This is a genomic window from Albibacillus kandeliae, assembly GCF_003116585.1.
Classification (GTDB): domain Bacteria; phylum Pseudomonadota; class Alphaproteobacteria; order Rhodobacterales; family Rhodobacteraceae; genus Albibacillus; species Albibacillus kandeliae.
This window is the reverse complement of sequence record NZ_QEHM01000005.1, coordinates 1-19,273: the sequence shown is the minus strand read 5'-3', so window position 1 is coordinate 19,273 and position 19,273 is coordinate 1. Positions and strand designations below refer to the sequence as shown.

Sequence of the window (19,273 nt, the reverse complement as noted above, 5' to 3'; positions counted from 1 at the left end):
ACACCCGGTCCCTTTCCGAACCCGGAAGTTAAGTGCCTTTGCGCCAATGGTACTGCGTCTCAAGACGTGGGAGAGTAGGGCATCGCCAGACCTAGTAAACATCCTTCTCTCTATATCGATCAAAACAAAACAATCCCGAGAACGCCGCACGGACACAACCCGCGCGGCGTTCTCGGGTTCAAAACACATCACTTCAAATCCGGGCAAGAGCCTCAACGCTCAGAACCGTCGGCAAATGACGCGCGATCTCCGCCCAGCTCTCACCAGCATCCCGGCTCGCAAACACTGACCCGCTGTTCGTCCCAAAATACAGGCCGCACGGCTCGCGGGTATCGTTCGACATCGCCTGGCGCAGCACGGTGAAGAAGCAGCCCTCCGAAGGCAGTCCCTGATCCATACGTGCCCAGGACCCGCCTCCATCGGATGTCCGCCAGACCGCCGCCGCTGCGTCTGTAGGAAAGCGGCCGAGGGAGTCACCATTCAGGGGAAAGACCCAGGCCATGTCTGGATCGCGGGGGTGCACCGCGACGGGAAAGCCGAAGCTCGAAGGCAGGCCAGGCGTGATATCCTCCCAACTCCGCCCGCCATCGGTGCTGCGCAGAACCCCGTGGTGGTTCTGCTGGTAGAGCAGGTCGCCCTCCGCTCCTGGCGCCCGCACCATGTTGTGGACACACATGCCAACCTCCGTATCGCTCCCGCCGGCGGGGTGGTTCAGATCGGGCGTCGCACCGGCATTGGAGCGCCTGATCCGTCGCTCCCAGCTCTGCCCACCGTCCTCGGTGGCAAAGACACCGGCGGCCGAGATGCCGACCCAGAGCTTTCCCGGCTCCTCGGGATGGGCGACAATGGTGTGCAGTGTGAGGCCAGCGCCACCGGGTTCCCATTCCGCGGCGCTGGGGTGATCAGTGAGGCCGGTCAGCTTCTCCCAGCTCACGCCATCATCCTCACTCACATAGAGCGCTGCGGGGCGGGTTCCTGCATAGACCCGACCGTGGGCGCGGCAGAGCGACCAGACCGAATCGAAAGCACCGGTAAAGGGTGCAGGCTCGGGGGCGGTCATACCCAGCTGCTCGGCCACCTCGGGGTTCTCGGTGACGAAGGCATCGCTCTCTCCCCCCGACAGCCGCGCGAGCGTCCAGCTCTCTCCGCCGTCGGCAGAATGCCAGACCCCGGCCCCGTGCCAGGCGCTGCCCCCGGCGGCCCAGAGCGCGCCGGTCTCCGAATCGCCCACCACGTGGTTGATGGGCCAGAGGTCGCAGAAGGGCCCCGCGAGTCGCCAGGCCGATCGGGAATCGTCCCCGTGCAGCAGGAACGCGCCTTTTGTCGTCCCGATCAGCAAACTGGTCCTTCCGGTCATGCCCGCACCTCCCTAGTCTCGCGCCCACCATAGCACGGGAATGCCCGTAAAACCTGGTTTTCAAAGCCTCGAACCGGCAGGAATCGGCGTGTTTCGGGACGCACAAAACCGTGTAAGAAAAATGTCAAAAAAGTTGGCAGAACGCATTGCAACTGCCCGGAGACAGGTCTAGATAGGCCCTCGCAACTGGCGCGGGATGGAGCAGCCCGGTAGCTCGTCAGGCTCATAACCTGAAGGTCGTAGGTTCAAATCCTACTCCCGCAACCAATAAAATAAGGCCCCCGAGCGATCGTTCGCCGGGGGCCTTTTGGTATCTGAGACCTCAGACGGCCGCTCCCTCCCTCAACGCTCCCCTTCGCGGTTCCACCAGCGGTTCGGGTTGTCCTTGCCTTTCGAATAGTCGGCCCGCGTGGCCCAGCCTTCGGTGACGGAGATCACCGGTTCCTCGTAGGAATGCACCGCGCGGATGGCTTCCAGCGCCCGCGTGAGCGTCTCCCGATCGCGCGGCAGGGAGAACCGCAACTCGCGCACCGGGATCTCGACCAGGCCGACCGGAGACCCCTCGTGAGAGCCTTCGATCGGGCGGCAGTACTGCATGCCCCGCGCGCTCTCGAAGGCGACGCTGTCGTAGGAGCCGTAGACCAGGCCGACAGCCTCGGTCACGGCCTCGCGCACGCGCGCATCGTCACGGTCGGCGAGCTCCGCGCGGACGAACCAGACCGGCTCCAACTGGCAGGTCGACAGCAGCGCATTGACGTCTTTCATGTAAGTTCTCCTTGGTGAGTCCGGCTCAGTCTCGCACATGGCTGCTGACATAGCTGCGTCAGCAACCTCTTCCAGTGCAACGAAAAGGACGCGCGAGGCCAGCCGGTCCCGCGCGTCTATTCTTTTCTTTCCAAATACTCCCGCCGGAGGCGGTCCAGCCGTCGAAACTGGCTCAGCCCTTGGCGATCAGCTCCGACTGTTTCACGATCACCTCGGCCTGCTTGATCGAGGCGATATCGACGAGGCGGCCTTTGTAGACCACGGCCCCGGCGCCGGACTTGGTCGCCTCTGCCATCGCCGCGAGGATCTCGCGCGCCTCGGTCACCTTGTGCTCGGGCGGGGTAAAGACCTCGTTTGCAAGGGCCACCTGCTTGGGATGGATTGCCCATTTGCCGACCATGCCGAGCGTGGCCGAGCGCAGGGCCTGAGCCCGGAACCCGTCGTCGTCCGAGAAGTCGCCGAAGGGGCCGTCCACCGGCAGCAGCCCGTGGGTGCGGCAGGCGGCGACGATGGCGGTCTGGGCCCAGTGCCAGGGGTCGGACCAGTACTTCTGCCCCTCGCGCAGCATGTAGTAATCTTCCTGCGTGCCGCCGATGCCGGTGGTCTGCATCCCCATCGAGGCGGCAAAGTCGGCGGCGCCGAGGCTCATGGCCTGCAGCCGGGGTGAGGCGGCGGCGATCTCTTCCACATGGGCGATCCCGGCTGCGGATTCGATGATCACCTCAAGGGCGATCGGCTTGGTGCGGCCCTTGGCGCGCTCGATGGCGGTGACCAGCGCGTCGACGGCGTAGATGTCCGCGGCGCAGCCGACCTTCGGGATCATGATCATGTCGATACGGTCGCCGGCCTGCTCCAGCACGTCCACCACGTCGCGATACCAGTAGGGCGTGTCGAGCCCGTTGATCCGCACAGACAGCGTCTTGGTGCCCCAGTCGATATCATTGATCGCCTCGATGACCAGCTTGCGCGCCTGTTCCTTGTCGTCGGGTGCGACCGAGTCCTCGAGGTCGAGGTTGATCACGTCCGCTTCGCTCGCCGCCATCTTCGGCGGAAGCTTGGTGTTGGACCCGGGGCCGAACAGCTGGCAGCGGTTCAGGCGGGCCGGCGGGGTAGGCTGGAGGCGAAAGGACATCAGGTGCTCCGTGGCGAAAGGATATTACGTCATTATCTGATCTTGAGTTATTAAATTGCGCTCATGATCGCAAGCGCATTGTGCGGGTGCAGAAACCTGCCGGGTTTCGCGGCACGTATCAGCCTTACCTTTCGACTAACCCGCAAGAATCTCCGGCAGAACTGGTATTCCTTCGAAGAAACGTGCAGCCATACGCCGCGACGCGGCGATTTTCGCAAAGCGGTCGACCGTGAAACCCCCTATGTTGTAGGGAAATCCAAAGGAGATCCGCGCAATGATTGAGACCCCCTATCTTCTGTTCCTGGGCGATGCGCCCGATGCGCTCGCCGCCAAGGTGGCCCAGGGCATCAAGGACTGGCGCCCGGAGAACGCGGTTGGCCAGTTCCGGATGGAAGGCTGCAAGGCGGACATGAAATTGCCTGACATGACCCTGGCCGAAGCCAAGGCCGCCGGTGCCAAGACCCTGGTGATCGGCGTTGCCAACCGCGGCGGGATCATTTCGCAGGCGTGGAAGAAGGTTCTCGTGCAGGCGCTCGAGGAAGGCTTCGACCTGGCGTCGGGCCTGCACAACCTGCTGCGCGACGAGGAAGACCTTGTCGCCGTCGCCAAGGCCTGTGGCCGCACCCTGCACGACGTCCGCGTGCCCTCCGTCAAGTACCCGATCGCCAACGGCGAGAAGCGCACCGGCAAGCGGATGCTGGCCGTGGGCACCGACTGCTCGGTCGGCAAGATGTACACCGCGCTGGCCGTTGACGAGTCGCTGCGCAAGAAGGGCGCCAAGAGCACCTTCCGCGCCACCGGCCAGACCGGCATCCTGATCACCGGCGGCGGCGTGCCGCTCGATGCCGTCATCGCCGACTTCATGGCCGGCTCGATCGAATGGCTGACCCCCGACAACGATCCGGACCACTGGGACCTGATCGAGGGGCAGGGTTCCCTGTTCCACGTCTCCTACTCGGGCGTGACCATGGCTCTGGTCCACGGCGGTCAGCCGGACGCGCTGATCCTCTGCCACGAGCCGACCCGCGAGCACATGCGCGGCCTGCCGGGCTACAAGCTGCCTACCCTCGAAGCCGTGCGCGACGTGGCGCTGGAACTGGCCAAGGTCGCCAACCCGGACTGCAAGGTCGTGGGCGTGTCGATCAACACCCAGCACCTGAGCGAGGAAGAGGCCCTGGCCTATATGGCCGAGGTCGAGGCACGTCTGGGCCTGCCGACCATCGACCCCTTCCGCCAGGGTGCGGACCGTCTGGCGGACGCCCTGCTGGCGATGTAAGGCCCGGTTTGCAGCCGGACGCGAGACTGACCCCGCCGGAGCCTCCGGCGGGGATATTTGAGACCCAAAGAAGGATGACCCCGGGATGAAGATCGAAGTGAGCCGCGATGTGTTCAAGCTGGCACAGGTCTTTACCATTTCCCGGGGGTCGCGCACCGAGGCGCAGGTGCTGACCGTCCGCATCACCGATGGCGACGTGACCGGCTGGGGCGAATGCGTGCCCTATGCCCGATATGACGAGACGCTGGAGTCGGTGACTGCCGAGATCGAGGGGCTGCCCGCCACGTTCGACCGCGCGGCGCTGGCCGGTCTTCTGCCCGCCGGGGCGGCGCGCAATGCCGTTGACTGCGCCCTCTGGGATCTGGAGTGCAAGCGCGCGGGCAAACGCGCCTGGGAGCTGGCGGGCCTGCCGGTTCCGGGGCCGGAGATCACCGCCTATACCCTGTCGCTGGCCGAACCTGCCGAGATGCAGGCGCAGGCCGCCAAGAATGCCTTCCGCCCGCTGCTGAAGATCAAGCTCGGCACGCCGGACGACATGCCGCGCCTGGAAGCCGTACGCGCCGGCGCACCGACATCGCGGATCATCGTCGACGCCAACGAGGGCTGGAGCGCCGAGGTCTACGCCGACCTCGCACCGCATCTGGTGCGCCTCGGGGTGCAACTGGTCGAGCAGCCGCTGCCGGCCTCGCAGGACGAGGCGCTGATCGGCATGGACCGCCCGGTGCCTGTCTGCGCCGACGAGAGCTGCCATGACCGCGCCAGCCTGCCCCACCTGAAGGGCAAGTACGACGTGGTGAACATCAAGCTGGACAAGACCGGCGGCCTGACCGAGGCGCTGGCCCTGCGCAACGCGGCGCTGGCCGAAGGCTACAAGGTGATGGTCGGCTGCATGGTCGGGTCGTCGCTGGCCATGGCGCCCGCCACGCTGGTGGCGCAGGGCGCGCTGGTGACTGACCTCGACGGTCCGCTGCTGCTGGGCGAGGACCGCGAGGTGCCGCTGGAATTCGATGACAAGGGTGTGCACCCGCCGGCCGCTGCGCTGTGGGGCTGAGACAGTACCGGGACGAAAGGACGAACAATGACACGCACCGTATACCTGAACGGCGAGTACCTGCCGGAAACCGAGGCCAAGGTCTCGATCTTTGACCGCGGCTTCCTGATGGCCGACGGCGTCTACGAGGTGACCTCGGTGCTGGGCGGCAAGCTCATCGACTTCGAGGGCCACGCGGTGCGCCTGGCGCGCAGCCTCGGCGAGCTCGAGATGGCGAACCCGGTCAGCAAGGACGAACTGCTGGAGATCCACCGCGAGCTGGTGGCGAAGAACGAGATCGTCGACGGCCTCGTCTATCTGCAGATCACCCGTGGCGCCCCCGGCGACCGCGACTTCGTCTTCCCCGACCCGGAAACCACCGCGCCGACCATCGTGCTGTTCACCCAGAACAAGCCGGGCCTCGACAAGGACCCGAAGGCCGCCAAGGGCACCAAGATCGTCACCGTGCCTGACATCCGCTGGCACCGCCGCGACATCAAGACGGTACAGCTGCTCTACCCCTCCATGGCCAAGATGATGGCCAAGAAGGCGGGCTGCGACGACGCATGGCTGGTCGAGGACGGCTTCGTCACCGAGGGCTCGTCGAACAACGCCTATATCGTGAAGGGTGGCAAGATCATCACCCGCGCGCTGTCGAACGACATCCTGCACGGCATCACCCGCGCCGCCGTGCTGCGCTTTGCCAAGGAAGCGCAGATGGAAGTGGTCGAGCGCAACTTCACCGTCGAAGAGGCGAAGGAGGCCGACGAGGCCTTTACCACCTCCGCCTCGGCCTTCGTCATGCCGGTGGTCGAGATCGACGGCGTGGCCCTCGGCGACGGCGCGCCGGGTGCGGTGTCCAAGCGCTTGCGCGAGATCTATCTTGATGAGAGCCTGAAGACGGCGATCTGAGCCTGAGGAGGGCCCTGATGTTGCAGAGCTGGCAGTTCTGGGCCCTTCTTTCCGCGGCCTTCGCGGCGCTGACCGCCATCTTTGCCAAGGTGGGCGTCAGCGATATCAACTCCAACTTCGCCACCTTCCTGCGCACCATCGTCGTGATCGTGGCGCTGACCTGCATCCTCCTTGCCACGGACGGCTTCGAACCCCTGGGCAAGGTGCCGCCCAAGGCGATGGTCTTTCTTGTCCTTTCGGGCCTCGCCACCGGCGCCTCCTGGCTCTGCTATTTCCGCGCGCTTCAGATCGGCAAGGCTTCGCAGGTGGCCCCCATCGACAAGCTGAGCGTGGTGCTGGTGGCGCTCTTCGCCGCCGTGTTCCTCGGCGAGAGGCTGAGCGCGGGAGGCTGGGCCGGGGTCGGCCTGATCTCGGCCGGGGCACTGGTTCTGGCGCTAACCTGATTCGTGCTCTCGCGGGCCCCGCCGGGCCGGCCGAAGCGCGTGATTGTCGGCGCCGCGTGGCCGCTCTGCCCGCAAGCTTCCCCATCGTTGACGAATCCTGTTAGGCTGCGGCCAAGGGGCGGCGCGAAGGTCACGCTGCCCCGTCTTCTGCGCGGGGGCAGGGAGACTCCCCTGTCCGCGCGGTGTAGCGTCGGGGCGGGATCTCCTCCCGGTTGTTCAACTGCACGTGGTTCACCTATGGTCTATCTGCTCGTTCCCCTGCTTTTCGTGATCGCGGTCGCCCTGTGGCTGTTCCTCTGGTCCCGGTCCCTGGCGCGCCGGGCCGAGCGGATGGTGCCGAGGGCGGGACAGGTCCAGCCGGTGCGCGGCGGGGCGATCCACTACGTCGAGTTCGGCAACCGGGAGAAACCGGCGCTGGTGCTGATCCACGGCATCTCGGGCCAGCTCCAGCATTTCACCTATGCGATGGCCGAGAAACTGGCCGAAGACTTCCACGTCTTCGCCATCGATCGCCCCGGCTGCGGTTACTCCGAGCGCGAAGCCGACGAAGACGCCAGCCTGTTCTCGCAGGCGCGGATGATCGGCAAGTTCATGGACGCCCGCGGCATCGAGTCTCCGGTCGTGGTGGGGCATTCCCTTGGTGGGGCGGTGGCGCTGGCCATCGCGCTCGAACGGCCGCTGAAGACCAAGGCACTGGCCCTTCTGGCGCCGCTCACGCACGTGCAGGAAGAGATCGACCCGGTGTTCAAGGGGTTGGAACTGCACTCGCCGATGATGCGGCGGCTGGTCGCCAATACCATCGCGGGCCCCATCGGCAAGGCCACCGCCGGCAAGGTGCTGGAGCATGTCTTCGCCCCCGAGGCGCCGGTGCCGCATTTCATGACCATCGGCGGCGCGGCGCTGGGGCTGCGGCCCCGGGCCTTCGTCACCGCCTCCTGCGATCTCGTGATGCTGGAAAACGCCCTGCCGGCGCAGGTGCGGCGCTACCCCGAACTGACTGTTCCCGGCGGGGTGCTCTACGGTGCCGAGGACGCGTTGCTGAGCCCGGTGGTGCAGGGACGGTCGATGAAGCGCTACAACCTCACCTACGAGGAACTGCCGGGGCGGGGGCACATGTTGCCGCTGACCGCCCCCGACCTCTGCATCGCCTTCATCCGCAAGATCGCGGGGATCGAGGATCAGCCCCTCCCCGAGGAACCGATGGCAGAAGAGATCGTCCACCCCGACCCGGTCGAGGACGAGGTGGACGCCGCTGACCAGACCGGTCAGTTGAAGCGATAGCTCGACGCCGTTACGCCGCCGAAGATACCGGTCTCGTGATAGACCTGCGTGGCCGCGTCCTGCTCGGCCGCGCCCAGCGCGGTGAACAGCGGCACCAGGTGGTCCTCCTGCGCGTGGCAGATCCGCGCGTAGGGCGCGCTCTCCCAGTCCAGCAGCGCCGCGGTACGCTCCGCGGGCGGCAGCTGCATCACCCCGGCCAGCCAGGTGTCGAACTCGGTCGAGGGCACCTTGGCCTGCGGTCCGAACAGGCGCAGGTTGTGATAGCTCAGGCCGGACCCGACGATCAGGACACCCTCGTCCCTGAGCGGTGCGAGGGCGCGACCGATCGCGAAGTGCTTGGCCGGGTCGTAATCCTTGCGGATCGAGACCTGGAACACCGGGACCTGTGCCTCGGGGTACATGATGTAGGCCGGGACGAAGGTCCCGTGGTCAAACCCCTGGCTGTCGTCCAGCCGCGCGGCGAACCCCGCCGCCTTCAGCAGCTCCGCCGTCCGTTCCGCCAGCGCCGGGGCACCGGGCGCGGGATAGACGATGTCATAGGTGTGCTTGGGAAAGCCGTAGTAGTCGTATTCCATGCTCGGCTGCGCCGAGTGCATCACCGCGACCTCGTTGGTCTCCCAATGGCCCGAGACCATAAGGATCGCCTTGGGCGTCTCCGGCAACTCCGCCGGCATGTGGGCAAGCGAGGTTTCGAGCTTGGCAAAAGCGCGGCGCATGTCGTCGATCCACGGCCAGGGGCCGCCGCCGTGCGAGATGAAGTAGGTGGGCATACGGGTCATGGCACAGTCTCCTTACCGCCAGTGGCATGAAGAATAGGATGCCACCGGCCTGTGCGGAAGTTGCCAAGGTTGCAGAGGGATGGTGCATGCCTGCACAACCTCCTCACTCCTTGGCGGTGACATTCTCCGCAAAGGAGGTCTCGAAGGCGGCCTTCTTCGCGTCGCTCGCCTCGGTCTGGTGGTTGGCTTTCCACTCATCCATCGACATCCCATAGAACAGCTCTCGGGCCTCCTCCTTGCCCATTTCGATGCCCTTCTCGTTGGCCGCTTCCTGGTACCAGCGCGACAGGCAGTTGCGGCAGAACCCGGCAAGGTTCATCAGGTCGATGTTCTGAACATCGGTGCGGTCCTCCATCAGGTGCTGGCGCAGGCGGCGGAAGGCGGCGGCTTCAAGCTCGATTTCGGTCTGGCGGTCCATGACGTGTCCTCCGGTTGGCTCTGCGACGGATCTAGGGCCTCAGTGCCCGCCTGTCACCCCGCCGCTTCTTTGGGTTGAAAATATCCCGGGGTCCGGGGCAGCGCCCCGGCGCTCGCCGCCCGGTCAGTGCGGCGTGATCTCCGCCGGAAGCGGTTTCAGCGCAAGATCCTCGTGCAGCGGCACGGTCTGGCGTTCGATCAGCCGGTGCACCTGCGGGCGGCCCGGTCCCCGGTGCAGCGCCAGCAGCGCCTCGAAGCCCTCGAGGTCCGACTTGGTGCGCCGCGCGTTGTGGCGCAGGTAGTCATTCCACGTCGCCACGTGGAACCGCTCGCGCCACAGGTCCGGGTTCTCGAGATCGCGCAGCAGCGACCAGTTGCGCGCCCCGTCGCGGATGCGGACCCGCCGCCGCCGGTGAATGGCGGCAAGGAAGTCGTCGGTATCGGCCTCGTCGATGATATAGTCGATCATGATCACGATCGGGCCCGACCGCGCCTGCAGGTCGAGCCTCAGTTCGGGCTCCTTGAAGGTGTTCAGCGGGTCGAGATCCAGCGCGCCGAATTCGCCCATGCCCAGCCAGCGCCCCGAGACGGTGCCGACCAGCAGCAGCGCGCTGGCGACCAGCAGGGCAAGCGAAACGGACTGGTGCTCGGCCAGCAGGCCCCAGATCCATGCGCCGAGGGCCATCCCGCCAAAGGTTGCGGTCTGGTAGAACGACAGCGCACGCCCCACCACCCAGCGCGGCGTCGACATCTGCACCGTGACGTTGAACAGCGACAGGGCCAGCACCCAGCAGGCCCCGGCGATCAGCAGGCCGATGGCGCTGACGGCGATATGCCGTCCAAGGGCAAGGATGACCATGCCGACCGCGAAGCCGAGGAACGCCGCCGCGATGATCTGCTCGTTGCGGAACCGCTCGCGCACCCGGCTGTTGGCAAAGACGCCACCGATCGCGCCAAGGCCGAAGAAGCCCAGCAGCAGGCCGTAGGTCACGGCGGTGCCGCCCAGCATGTCGCGGGCGACCAGCGGCAGCAGCGCCATGGCCGAGGAGGCGGCGAAACCGAAGAGAAAGCTGCGCCCCAGCACCTTCAGCAGATGCGGCGACATCGACATGTAGTGCAGCCCGGCGCCAAGGGCCTGCCCCAGCGGTTCGCGCGGCAGCCGCTCCTCCTTGGCCGGCGGTTTCCACCGCAGCAGCGCCAGCATCACCGGGATGTAGGTCACCGCGTTGAAGGCAAAGGCAACGGCAGACCCGGCCAGCGCGACGAGGAAGCCGCCGAAGGCGGGCCCGACCGAGCGCATCAGGTTGAAGCCCATCGCGTTCAGGGTGACCGCGGCCGACAGGTTCTGGCGGCTGACGATGTCGCCCATGCTGGCCTGCCACGAGGGGTTGTAGAGCGCCATGCCGCAGCCGATGGCAAAGGTGAACCCAAGGAGGCCCCAGGGCCCCAGCAGGTCGAGGTAGGCGCTGACCGCCAGCCCGACGGAGACCACGAACATGAAGACCTGCGCGCCCAGCAGGATGCGGCGGCGGTCGAAGCTGTCGGCCAGCGCCCCGGCGACCAGCGAAAAGACCATGATGGGCAGGGTGTTCGACGCCTGTACCAGCGCGACCATGTCGCTGCTGCCGGCCAGCGAGGTCATCAGCCAGCCTGCGCCGACCATCTGCACCAGCCCGCCGAGGTTCGACGTCTGCGAGGCCAGCCACAACTCGCGGAAGGTCGGATTGCCGAAGGGGGCGAAGGTATTGGTTCTCGGTTCTATCGCTCTGCTCCCGGGTCGCTCACCTGTCACCGTCGGTCAGGACGGCGCGGTTCGGCTTTCGGCGGGCGAGGGCGAACCGCACCCGACGTGGCGTCATCGCATAACGCACGGATTTCAGGCGAGGATCAAGATGGCTGCGTGCGCCCGGGCGCTCCTGCGCGGTCAGACGCCCGCCCGAGCCAGCGCCCGGACCAGCACCGGCGCCAGCCGCTCGGCCCAGGCCCGCTGACCCTCGTGATCGGCAATCAGGTCGTTGCGCACCTCGATCAGAACGTTGGGCCGCCCGAAGGCCGAGGCATGGGTGTCCACCGCGTCGCCCGGCAGGTGCCCGCCGTAGGGCTCGTTGTCTCCCACGCAGAGATCGCCCTCGGCTGCGAGTTCGGCGATCAGCGGGTCCGAGAGCCGCGTGTCCTCGGTGTGCAGCACGCCCACCTGCCAGGGGCGCGGATCGCGGCCGCGCAGCTGCCGGGTAAAGCTGTGCACCGACAGGATCACCGCATGGGGCAGGGCGGCAAAGCGGGCAAGCTGCTCATGATATGGGCGATAGCAGAGGGTCAGCCGTCTTTCCGTCTCCTCCGCATCGGCGTTGCGGTTGGCCGGGATCAGCGTGCCGTCATAGAGTTTCATCAGCAGCGTGGGGTCGTCCTCGCCCCGGTTCGGGTCGATGACCAGCCGCGAGAAATTAGAGGCAACGACGGGCGAGTTCAGCAACTGGCCAAGGTGTTGCGCAAGGCCGTAGGCGCCGACGTCATAGGCGATGTGGCGCTCCATGTCCTCGCGCGGGAGGCCGAGATCGCCGCCGTTGACGAAGGGCGGGACGAGATTGCTGGCGTGGTCGCATGTCACCAGCCAGCGGCCCGGACGGTCCTCGCCATGAACGAAATAGGGGGTATATGTCATATGCCTGCGATCTGTTTGGGCGAAGGGTTACGCGAGTTGCCCGCCGATTGGAATTGGGCCATAACGGAAAACGAGGCATGTTTGCGTTAACATGTGCGCAATGAGACCAGGCTATTACAAGAAAATGATGGGAGGCGCAGCAGCATGAGGCGGCTGAGAAACGTCAAGGTCGTGGCCACGCTGGGCCCGGCGTCGGAAACCTACGAGATGATCCGTGCGCTCCACGAGGCGGGCGCCGACGTGTTCCGTCTGAACATGAGCCACGGCACCCATGACGAGATCCGGTCCAAGCACCAGATCATCCGTCAGGTCGAGCAGGACCTGAACAGCCCGATCGCCATCCTGGCCGACCTTCAAGGTCCCAAGCTGCGCGTCGGGGCCTTCGCCAATGGCGAGGAATTGCTGGAAGAAGGGGCCAGGTTCCGGCTCGACCTCGACGAGGCCGAGGGCGATGTTACCCGTGTCTGCCTGCCGCACCCCGAGATCTTCGCCGCGCTGAAACCCGGCGCGCACCTGCTGGTCAACGACGGCAAGATCCGCCTCAAGGTCGACAGCTACGGCAAGGACTTCGCCGAGTGCACCGTCATCACCGGCGGCGTGATTTCGAACCGCAAGGGGGTGAACGTGCCCGACGTGGTGCTGCCGCTCGCCGCGCTCTCGGCAAAGGACCGCAAGGACCTCGAGTTCGCCTGCGAACTCGGCGTGGACTGGCTGGCGTTGTCCTTCGTGCAGCGCCCGCGCGACGTGGAAGAGGCGCGCGAACTGGCCCGAGGCCGCGCCGCGATCCTCTCCAAGATCGAGAAACCGGCAGCCGTGGACAACTTCGATGCCATCCTCGCGGTCTCTGACGGGATCATGGTGGCGCGCGGCGACCTCGGGGTGGAATTGCCGGTGCAGGCGGTCCCGCCGATCCAGAAGCGCCTGACCCGCAAGTGCCGCAACGCGGCCAAGCCGGTGATCGTCGCGACCCAGATGTTGGAAAGCATGATCGAGAGCCCGATGCCGACCCGCGCCGAGGTGTCGGACGTCGCCACCGCGATCTACGAAGGCGTGGATGCGGTGATGCTCTCGGCCGAGTCGGCCGCCGGCAGCTACCCGGTCGAGGCCGTCACCACGATGGACAAGGTCGCGGTCGAGGTCGAGGCGGACGAGAACTACATGCAGATCATCGCCGCCTCGCGGGGCGAACGGAAGTACGGCGTGGCCGAAGGCATCGTCGCCGCAGCGCGCGAGATCGCCGAGACGACCAACATCAAGGCGATCTGCTGCTTTACCCAGAGCGGCACGACCGGCCTGCTGACCGCGCGCGAACGCCCGCGCGTCCCGATCCTCGCGCTGACCTCGCTCGAACGCACCGCGCGCCGCCTCTGCCTCAGCTGGGGCTGCAACTGCGTCATCGTGGGCGAGCTCGAGCGGTTCAAGATGGCCGTGGTCAGCGCCGCCCGCGCGGCCCGCGCCGGTGGGTTCGCCGTCGAGACCGACCAGATCGTCGTGATGGCCGGGGTTCCCTTCAACGTGCCGGGCACAACCAACATCCTGCGCGTGGCGCCTTGCGACGAGCGGCTGATCTACAACACAGATCCGGGCTGAGGCGGCCCGGCCGGATTGAGGGCGGCGCCGGCCCCGTGCTAGGCTCGCCCCGGCGGGCCGTCGCCCCGCGCCCTTCGGAGAGGCCATGCATCCCGATCAGATCGTCGTTCTTGGCCTGCTCCTGATCGTGCTCGCGATCCCGTCAATGATCCGCGCCTATGCCGATGGCCGCCCGCCGCGCGTGGCCTCGGTGGTACTGCTCTCGGGCATGGGCCTTGGCGTCTACGCGCAACTGCACAAGCCCGGCGGTTACGACCTTGCCGGACTGGCCGAAGCGGTCTACGTGGTGATAGGTGACCTGCTCCGCTGAGCGATTTCCAGATTCACGCTTGCATCCCCAGACCATGCCGCCTATAGGGGCGCTTCTGACCCGCGTGGCCGGCCGATGTGGCATGCCGAGTCGCGCTAAAACCGACCTTAAGGAAGGAGACGGAAATGCCCAAGATGAAGACGAAATCGAGCGCCAAGAAGCGCTTCAAGGTGACCGCGACCGGCAAGGTCGTGTCTGCTCAGGCCGGCAAACGCCACGGCATGATCAAGCGCACCACCAAGTTCATCCGCGACGCACGCGGCACCACCACGCTGAGTGCCCCCGACGCCAAAATCGTCAAGGGCTACATGCCCTACGACCGCTGATAGGAGGCTGATCACATGTCCCGTGTCAAAGGTGGTACCGTCACCCACGCCCGTCACAAGAAAGTCCTCGACGCCGCCAAAGGTTACTATGGCCGCCGCAAGAGCACTTTCAAGGTTGCAGCCCAGGCCGTCGACAAGGCCAACCAGTATGCAACCCGCGACCGCAAGAACCGCAAGCGCAACTTCCGCGCCCTGTGGATCCAGCGGATCAACGCCGCCGTGCGCGCCCACGACGAAGCGCTGACCTACAGCCGCTTCATCAACGGCCTCGCGCTGGCAGGCATCGAAGTCGACCGCAAGGTGCTGGCCGATCTGGCCGTGCACGAGCCGGAAGCGTTCGGTGCAATCGTCGAGCAGGCCAAGGGCGCTCTCGCAGCCTGATCGCCTGACGATACCTGACAGAAAGGCCGTCCCTCGGGGCGGCCTTTTTCGTTTCGCGTGGGTGCCGTCTGGCGGATCAGTCGATGTCCAGCTTCGGGAAACCCTTCACCAGGTCGTCCACCGCCTTCATCTGGGCAAGGAACGGGCGCAACTTGTCGAGGGGCAGGGCGCTGGGGCCGTCGCACAGGGCCTTGTCGGGGTCGGGGTGTGCCTCGACGAACAGACCGGCCAGCCCGACAGCCAGCCCGGCCCGGCCAAGCTCTGCCACCTGGCTTCTCCTCCCGCCGGACGCGCCTGCCGCCGCGTCCCTCATCTGCAGGGCGTGGGTCACGTCGAAGATGATCGGCGCGTCGTTGCTGCTGGCGCGCATGACGCTGATACCGAGCATGTCGACCACGAGGTTGTCGTAGCCAAAGCACGATCCGCGCTCGCACAGCATGACCTTGTCGTTGCCGCACTCGCCGAGCTTCTCGACAAGGTTGCGAACCTGCGAGGGGCTCATGAACTGGGGCTTCTTGACGTTGATCACCGCCCCCGTCGCAGCCGCTGCGGCAATGAGGTCCGTCTGCCGCGCCAGAAACGCTGGAATCTGCAGGATGTCGCAGACCTCGGCCACCGGCGCGGCCTGGGCAGGCTCGTGAATGTCGGTGATCACCGGCACTCCAAAATTCTCGCGGACCTCGCGCAGGACATTTAACCCCGCCTCCATCCCCGGACCGCGATAGGAATGGATCGAGGAGCGGTTCGCCTTGTCGAACGAGGCCTTGAAGACATAGGGCAGGCCAAGCTCCTCGGCTGCCCTGACGAATTCGTCCGCCACGCGAAGCGCGAGATCGCGGGACTCGATGACGTTGATGCCGCCGATCACCGTCATCGGCCTGTCGTTGCCAACGAGGTGCTGCCCAACCTGAATGGTTCTCATCATGCTTCCTCTCCGAAAATTCGACGTTTGCTACCACTAGGGTGCGGCCAATGAACAATGCCCGCAACTGCGCTCCGGCCGCTTTCCCTGTCAGAGCGCCTTCCGGAAATAGACCCGGTTAAACCCGTCTTCCTCGCGCCGTCCGGTCTCGACGTAGCCAAGGTGCGGATAGATCGAGAGGTTCGCGGTCATCTTCTCGTTCGTATAGAGCTCGATGGCCGGCAGGCCAATGTCGCGCGCCGTGTCTTCGCAATGCGCCATCAGCGCCTTGCCAAGGCCCTCGCCCGCAGCCGAACTGTGGACCGCGATGTTCTCCAGAAACATCACGCCGTCCTGCGGGAAGTAGACGATGAATCCCCCGACCTCCCCGGGCGCGGTCTCGGCGACGTACAGCACGCCTTCGGCGATCAGCGCCGTGTAGTCGGCGGTCATCGGAGCGGGCTTGCGCCCGATAGCGGCAACATACTGGGCGTAGGCCTCCTCGGCCACCGCGCGCACGGCGGCGTCATCTTCGGGGCGGGCCTGCCTGATCATCATCGGTGTCCTTGTCTCTTGCGGTGTCAGGATGGTCACGCGGCGGGGAGGGGATCAAGCCCCCTGTTTCACCGCCTGTTCCGGTGCCGGGCGGAGCGGGCGCTGCAACAAGGCGCAGGCCGCACCGGTCAGCAGGATGCCCGAGGCAACCAGCAGGCTGGTGCCGATGTCACCCGAGTAGTCGCCGAGCCATCCCGCAGCATAGGGCCCGATCGTCTGCGCCACCGCAAAGACCACGGTGAACAGGCTGATCGCCGGGCCCCAGCTTTCGGCGGGCAGGTTGTGACGCAGGAAGGCAGTGACCGCGCTGGGCGACATGAACACGCAGAGCCCGAAGATGGTGGCCGACAGCACCAGCCCCGGTCCGTTGGGCCAGACCACCGGCATGGCCGAACCGATGGCGATGCCGGTCAGGATCATGGCCAGCGGCAGACCGTTCGGGAACCGGCTGAGCACGGGACGCCAGAGGAACGGCGACAGGCACAGGCAGAGCCCCAGCATCACCCATGTTCCGGCGATCAGCCATGCGCCTTCGCCTTGTTCGGTCATCCACGCGCTGAGGAAGGTGAAGTAGACAATATAGCCCAGCCCGAACCCGGCATAACCGCCCATCTCGGGCAGGATACGCCGCAGCGGCAGGTTCGGTTTCAGGCGAACCGCTTGCTTCGGGGGCCGCACGCTCATCGCGGCCCAGAAGCTCAGCGGCAGCATGGCGAAACAGGCGATACCGATCAGAGTCCAGGCCCGCGGCCACGCGCCGGTTCCATAGCGTTCCAGCATCAGCGGCAGCACCGCGCCGGACAGCACGATTCCCAGCCCGCCCCCGAACCCGAAGAGCAGCGCGATGGCGAGCGCGTTCTTCTTCGGCTCGCGCTGGAACAGCTGCGCGGTCAGCGCACCGGCGGTGGAAAAGGACATCGCCCCGAAGAACCCGGCAAGGATGCGCCAGGTGGTCTGCCACCACAGCGCCGGGTCCATGCCGGTGGCAAAGAGCGAGACGGCGGTGGTGATCAGGCCGAAGTTGAACAGGTAGGAGGGGTTCATCCGCGAGATCATCACCATGGTGACGACCGCACCGCCGATGTAGCCGAACGCGTTGGCCGTGTTCAGCCACCCGGCCTGGGCATAGGTCCAGCCCAGTTCGGCCTTCATCGCGGGCAGGATCAGCCCATAGGCAAAGCGGGCAAAGCCATTGGTGACGCAGACGCCAAAGGCAAGGCCCAGCAGCACCAGCCACGGTCGCGCGGGTTCGCGCGTTGGCGAAAGGGGCTCAGCGACGGGCATAGACCGCCCGTTCGAAGGCATCGTAGGTCTTCATCAGCCCCGGTTCGGCAAAGGGCAGCGACTGGGTCATCAGCACCGCGCCAAGGTCGCGGGCCGGGTCGATCCAGAAATGGGTATTGCAGATCCCGGCCCAGCCGAGCGACCCGGCGCTGCGCTTGCCCGGAACATCGCTGTCGTTGCGCAGGAAGGCAAAGCTGTGGCTGGTGCGGATGCCGGGAAACAGGTTCACGTCGGCACTGACCGGCGGCGCGACCGAGGTCATCGGCTGGACGGTAAGGCCCTGCATCTGGTCGGCCCGCATGGTCTGCATCGCCTCGGAACTGAGGATGCGGTTCCCCTCTAGCTGGCCGTCGTTCAGGATCATCCGGATAAAACGGATGTAGTCGGGCGCGGTGGAGTAGAGCGCGTGGCCCAAGCCGTAAAACTCGGGATGCGATGGCGGCGCGATCTTGGTGGGGCGGAACCCTCCGTCGGGCGTCCGCATGCTGACGTCGGACAACCGGGCGGCCAGCCCGTCCGCCTCGAAAGCGGTATCCGTCATGCCAAGCGGATCGAGGATCTCTTCCCGGCAGAACTGGTCGATGCGGCGGCCATCGACCTCCTGCACCAGGCGGCCCAGCCAGTCGATCGAGATCCCGTAGCCCCAGCGCGTGCCCGGATCCGAGGTCAGGGGATAGGCCAGCGCCGCCTCCAGCCCCGAAAGGATCGTCGGCTGGCCGGTCTGCTGCAGGTACTTCGCGGTGTCGGCGCTCCAGAACTCGTACTCGATGCCGCTGGTATGTGTCGCGAGATGCCGGACGGTGGCGCGGACCCGGGGCGCGCGCAGGATAGGGCTGTCACCATCCCAGCCGTCGATCACCTGCAGATCGTTCCAAGCCGGGAGGATGTCTCCGACAGGGGTGTCGGGAGAAAGCTGCCCTCGGTCGATCAGGATCATCGCGGCGGTCGAGCCGATGGCCTTGGTCATCGAGAAGATGCGGAACACCGTGTCTTCTGCCGCCGCGCGCCCTTCGGCTGCGGTCCCGGCCGCGCCGCTGTAGGTCACCCCGTCCGAGCGTGTCACCATGGCCACCGCGAAGGGCACGTCGCGTTCGGCGACGGCGTCCGCAAGGACCAGATCCAGTTCTGTCATGATCTCCTCCCATCATGTGGGGGCACGCTATCCGCGCGGCAAAGGGAATGTCCATCGGCCATTTGCGGCGGTCCGGACGCGCCGGGTTGCATTCGGAAGGCTCTGAGGCTAGCAGGACACGGGAATTTCCGGGGAACCGTCATGGACGATCTGAAAGCCAAATACCTGACCCAAATCGCGGACGCGGCGGACGAGAACGCGCTGGAGGCGATCCGCCTTGCCGCCGTCGGCAAGAAGGGTGAAGTGGCGCTTGCCATGCGCGAACTGGGCCGGATGACCCCCGAGGAACGGCAGACCGCCGGTCCCGCGCTGAACGCGCTCAAGGACGAGATCAACTCGGCGCTGGCGGCGAAGAAAGAGGCGCTGGGCGATGCCGCGCTGGACGAGCGCCTGCGCAGCGAATGGCTCGACGTGACCCTGCCGGGCCGCGACCGCCGCCAGGGCACGGTCCACCCGGTCAGCCAGGTGACCGAAGAGCTGACCGCGATCTTCGCCGAGATGGGCTTCTCGGTCGCCGAAGGGCCGCGCATCGACACCGACTGGTACAACTTCGACGCGCTGAACATCCCCTCGCACCACCCGGCGCGCGCCGAGATGGACACCTTCTACATGCACCGCGCCGAGGGCGACAATCGCCCGCCGCACGTGCTGCGGACCCATACCTCTCCGGTGCAGATCCGCTCGATGGAAAAGATGGGCGCGCCGCTGCGCATCATCTGCCCGGGCGGCGTGTATCGCGC

21 protein-coding genes, 1 tRNA gene and 1 rRNA gene are annotated in these 19,273 nt (G+C 66.2%); 12 read left to right on the top strand and 11 right to left on the bottom strand.

Annotated features, from left to right (window positions below):
* Positions 1–91: ribosomal RNA gene (rrf, locus tag DDT93_RS13330) — 5S ribosomal RNA — on the top strand; the annotation flags it as partial.
* Positions 92–193: 102 nt separating this feature from the next.
* On the opposite strand, the gene DDT93_RS13325 is transcribed toward rrf, so the two are convergent.
* Positions 194–1,357, bottom strand: coding sequence for a WD40/YVTN/BNR-like repeat-containing protein (locus DDT93_RS13325; protein ID WP_109466352.1), 1,164 nt, complete (start codon positions 1,355–1,357; stop codon positions 194–196).
* 190 nt (positions 1,358–1,547) lie between these two features.
* Here DDT93_RS13325 and DDT93_RS13320 point away from each other — a divergent pair.
* Positions 1,548–1,624 (top strand) — tRNA-Met (locus tag DDT93_RS13320).
* Between the two features lie 75 nt (positions 1,625–1,699).
* Here DDT93_RS13320 and DDT93_RS13315 read toward each other — a convergent pair.
* Together DDT93_RS13315 and DDT93_RS13310 are read right to left on the bottom strand one after the other, a co-directional pair.
* On the bottom strand, positions 1,700–2,122 hold the full coding sequence (locus tag DDT93_RS13315; protein ID WP_109466351.1) for a hypothetical protein: 423 nt from the start codon (positions 2,120–2,122) through the stop codon (positions 1,700–1,702).
* Between the two features lie 172 nt (positions 2,123–2,294).
* On the bottom strand, positions 2,295–3,254 hold the full coding sequence (locus DDT93_RS13310) for an L-malyl-CoA/beta-methylmalyl-CoA lyase (protein ID WP_109466350.1): 960 nt from the start codon (positions 3,252–3,254) through the stop codon (positions 2,295–2,297).
* Between the two features lie 274 nt (positions 3,255–3,528).
* On the opposite strand from DDT93_RS13310, the gene dgcN reads away from it, so the two are divergent.
* The 5 genes from dgcN to DDT93_RS13285 all read left to right on the top strand — a co-directional run bounded on the left by dgcN (position 3,529) and on the right by DDT93_RS13285 (position 8,196).
* Positions 3,529–4,530 (top strand): N-acetyltransferase DgcN, encoded by a 1,002-nt coding sequence (dgcN, locus tag DDT93_RS13305; protein ID WP_109466349.1) that lies wholly within the window; start codon positions 3,529–3,531, stop codon positions 4,528–4,530.
* A gap of 85 nt (positions 4,531–4,615) precedes the next feature.
* The gene (gene dgcA / locus DDT93_RS13300; protein ID WP_109466348.1) at positions 4,616–5,581 is read left to right on the top strand and encodes an N-acetyl-D-Glu racemase DgcA; all 966 of its coding nucleotides are present in this window, start codon (positions 4,616–4,618) and stop codon (positions 5,579–5,581) included.
* A 27-nt stretch (positions 5,582–5,608) separates the two neighbouring features.
* Positions 5,609–6,472: a D-amino-acid transaminase gene (locus tag DDT93_RS13295; RefSeq protein WP_109466347.1), complete on the top strand. Its 864-nt coding sequence runs from the start codon at positions 5,609–5,611 to the stop codon at positions 6,470–6,472.
* Between the two features lie 17 nt (positions 6,473–6,489).
* Complete coding sequence (locus tag DDT93_RS13290) at positions 6,490–6,915, top strand: EamA family transporter (RefSeq protein WP_109466346.1); 426 nt, start codon at positions 6,490–6,492, stop codon at positions 6,913–6,915.
* 237 nt (positions 6,916–7,152) lie between these two features.
* On the top strand, positions 7,153–8,196 hold the full coding sequence (locus DDT93_RS13285) for an alpha/beta fold hydrolase (protein ID WP_109466345.1): 1,044 nt from the start codon (positions 7,153–7,155) through the stop codon (positions 8,194–8,196).
* Here DDT93_RS13285 and DDT93_RS13280 read toward each other — a convergent pair.
* The 4 genes from DDT93_RS13280 to DDT93_RS13265 form a co-directional block, all read right to left on the bottom strand.
* Complete coding sequence (locus tag DDT93_RS13280) at positions 8,181–8,975, bottom strand: DODA-type extradiol aromatic ring-opening family dioxygenase (RefSeq protein ID WP_109466344.1); 795 nt, start codon at positions 8,973–8,975, stop codon at positions 8,181–8,183. The two genes, DDT93_RS13285 and DDT93_RS13280, sit on opposite strands and share 16 nt — an antisense overlap.
* Before the next feature lie 103 nt (positions 8,976–9,078).
* A complete protein-coding gene (locus DDT93_RS13275; protein WP_109466343.1) occupies positions 9,079–9,393 on the bottom strand; it encodes a DUF1244 domain-containing protein in 315 nt (104 codons plus the stop codon).
* Between the two features lie 123 nt (positions 9,394–9,516).
* On the bottom strand, positions 9,517–11,154 hold the full coding sequence (locus tag DDT93_RS13270) for an MFS transporter (protein WP_109466354.1): 1,638 nt from the start codon (positions 11,152–11,154) through the stop codon (positions 9,517–9,519).
* A 162-nt stretch (positions 11,155–11,316) separates the two neighbouring features.
* Entirely contained in the window at positions 11,317–12,054 is a 738-nt protein-coding gene (locus DDT93_RS13265; protein ID WP_109466342.1) for an N-formylglutamate amidohydrolase, read from the bottom strand.
* 144 nt (positions 12,055–12,198) lie between these two features.
* Here DDT93_RS13265 and pyk point away from each other — a divergent pair, with 144 nt between their 5' ends.
* The 4 genes from pyk to rplT all read left to right on the top strand — a co-directional run bounded on the left by pyk (position 12,199) and on the right by rplT (position 14,661).
* Positions 12,199–13,644, top strand: coding sequence for a pyruvate kinase (gene pyk, locus DDT93_RS13260; protein WP_109466341.1), 1,446 nt, complete (start codon positions 12,199–12,201; stop codon positions 13,642–13,644).
* A gap of 85 nt (positions 13,645–13,729) precedes the next feature.
* On the top strand, positions 13,730–13,954 hold the full coding sequence (locus DDT93_RS13255) for a hypothetical protein (RefSeq protein WP_109466340.1): 225 nt from the start codon (positions 13,730–13,732) through the stop codon (positions 13,952–13,954).
* 125 nt (positions 13,955–14,079) lie between these two features.
* Positions 14,080–14,280, top strand: coding sequence for a 50S ribosomal protein L35 (gene rpmI / locus DDT93_RS13250; protein ID WP_109466339.1), 201 nt, complete (start codon positions 14,080–14,082; stop codon positions 14,278–14,280).
* Positions 14,281–14,295: 15 nt separating this feature from the next.
* Positions 14,296–14,661: a 50S ribosomal protein L20 gene (gene rplT / locus DDT93_RS13245; RefSeq protein WP_109466338.1), complete on the top strand. Its 366-nt coding sequence runs from the start codon at positions 14,296–14,298 to the stop codon at positions 14,659–14,661.
* Positions 14,662–14,737: 76 nt separating this feature from the next.
* Here the strand turns inward: rplT and kdsA are convergent, their stop codons facing one another.
* From kdsA to DDT93_RS13225, 4 genes are all read right to left on the bottom strand, one after another.
* Positions 14,738–15,586 carry a 3-deoxy-8-phosphooctulonate synthase gene (kdsA, locus tag DDT93_RS13240; RefSeq protein ID WP_232825451.1) on the bottom strand — a complete coding sequence of 283 codons (849 nt, stop codon included), beginning with the start codon at positions 15,584–15,586 and terminating at the stop codon, positions 14,738–14,740.
* Positions 15,587–15,673: 87 nt separating this feature from the next.
* Positions 15,674–16,117, bottom strand: coding sequence for a GNAT family N-acetyltransferase (locus tag DDT93_RS13235; protein WP_109466353.1), 444 nt, complete (start codon positions 16,115–16,117; stop codon positions 15,674–15,676).
* Positions 16,118–16,171: 54 nt separating this feature from the next.
* A complete protein-coding gene (locus DDT93_RS13230) occupies positions 16,172–17,401 on the bottom strand; it encodes a YbfB/YjiJ family MFS transporter (protein WP_109466336.1) in 1,230 nt (409 codons plus the stop codon).
* Positions 17,388–18,533, bottom strand: coding sequence for a serine hydrolase domain-containing protein (locus DDT93_RS13225; protein WP_109466335.1), 1,146 nt, complete (start codon positions 18,531–18,533; stop codon positions 17,388–17,390). Before DDT93_RS13225 ends, DDT93_RS13230 begins: the two co-directional genes overlap by 14 nt.
* Positions 18,534–18,674: 141 nt before the next feature.
* Between DDT93_RS13225 and DDT93_RS13220 the strand changes: the two genes are divergently transcribed.
* Positions 18,675–19,273 (top strand): tRNA ligase subunit PheS family protein (locus tag DDT93_RS13220; RefSeq protein ID WP_456297926.1); only part of this gene is annotated, 599 nt, incomplete at its 3' end.

Bases quoted from the DNA above. Each gene is read 5' to 3' on its own strand.
- DDT93_RS13275 (WP_109466343.1), bottom strand. From the start codon at position 9,393: ATGGACCGCCAGACCGAAATCGAGCTTGAAGCCGCCGCCTTCCGCCGC.
- DDT93_RS13285 (WP_109466345.1), top strand. From the start codon at position 7,153: ATGGTCTATCTGCTCGTTCCCCTGCTTTTCGTGATCGCGGTCGCCCTG.
- DDT93_RS13310 (WP_109466350.1), bottom strand. From the start codon at position 3,254: ATGTCCTTTCGCCTCCAGCCTACCCCGCCGGCCCGCCTGAACCGCTGC.
- dgcA (WP_109466348.1), top strand. From the start codon at position 4,616: ATGAAGATCGAAGTGAGCCGCGATGTGTTCAAGCTGGCACAGGTCTTT.
- DDT93_RS13235 (WP_109466353.1), bottom strand. From the start codon at position 16,117: ATGATCAGGCAGGCCCGCCCCGAAGATGACGCCGCCGTGCGCGCGGTG.
- DDT93_RS13255 (WP_109466340.1), top strand. From the start codon at position 13,730: ATGCATCCCGATCAGATCGTCGTTCTTGGCCTGCTCCTGATCGTGCTC.
- rpmI (WP_109466339.1), top strand. From the start codon at position 14,080: ATGCCCAAGATGAAGACGAAATCGAGCGCCAAGAAGCGCTTCAAGGTG.
- DDT93_RS13325 (WP_109466352.1), bottom strand. From the start codon at position 1,357: ATGACCGGAAGGACCAGTTTGCTGATCGGGACGACAAAAGGCGCGTTC.
- dgcN (WP_109466349.1), top strand. From the start codon at position 3,529: ATGATTGAGACCCCCTATCTTCTGTTCCTGGGCGATGCGCCCGATGCG.
- pyk (WP_109466341.1), top strand. From the start codon at position 12,199: ATGAGGCGGCTGAGAAACGTCAAGGTCGTGGCCACGCTGGGCCCGGCG.
- DDT93_RS13315 (WP_109466351.1), bottom strand. From the start codon at position 2,122: ATGAAAGACGTCAATGCGCTGCTGTCGACCTGCCAGTTGGAGCCGGTC.
- kdsA (WP_232825451.1), bottom strand. From the start codon at position 15,586: ATGATGAGAACCATTCAGGTTGGGCAGCACCTCGTTGGCAACGACAGG.
- DDT93_RS13225 (WP_109466335.1), bottom strand. From the start codon at position 18,533: ATGACAGAACTGGATCTGGTCCTTGCGGACGCCGTCGCCGAACGCGAC.
- DDT93_RS13265 (WP_109466342.1), bottom strand. From the start codon at position 12,054: ATGACATATACCCCCTATTTCGTTCATGGCGAGGACCGTCCGGGCCGC.
- DDT93_RS13230 (WP_109466336.1), bottom strand. From the start codon at position 17,401: ATGCCCGTCGCTGAGCCCCTTTCGCCAACGCGCGAACCCGCGCGACCG.
- DDT93_RS13290 (WP_109466346.1), top strand. From the start codon at position 6,490: ATGTTGCAGAGCTGGCAGTTCTGGGCCCTTCTTTCCGCGGCCTTCGCG.
- rplT (WP_109466338.1), top strand. From the start codon at position 14,296: ATGTCCCGTGTCAAAGGTGGTACCGTCACCCACGCCCGTCACAAGAAA.
- DDT93_RS13280 (WP_109466344.1), bottom strand. From the start codon at position 8,975: ATGACCCGTATGCCCACCTACTTCATCTCGCACGGCGGCGGCCCCTGG.
- DDT93_RS13295 (WP_109466347.1), top strand. From the start codon at position 5,609: ATGACACGCACCGTATACCTGAACGGCGAGTACCTGCCGGAAACCGAG.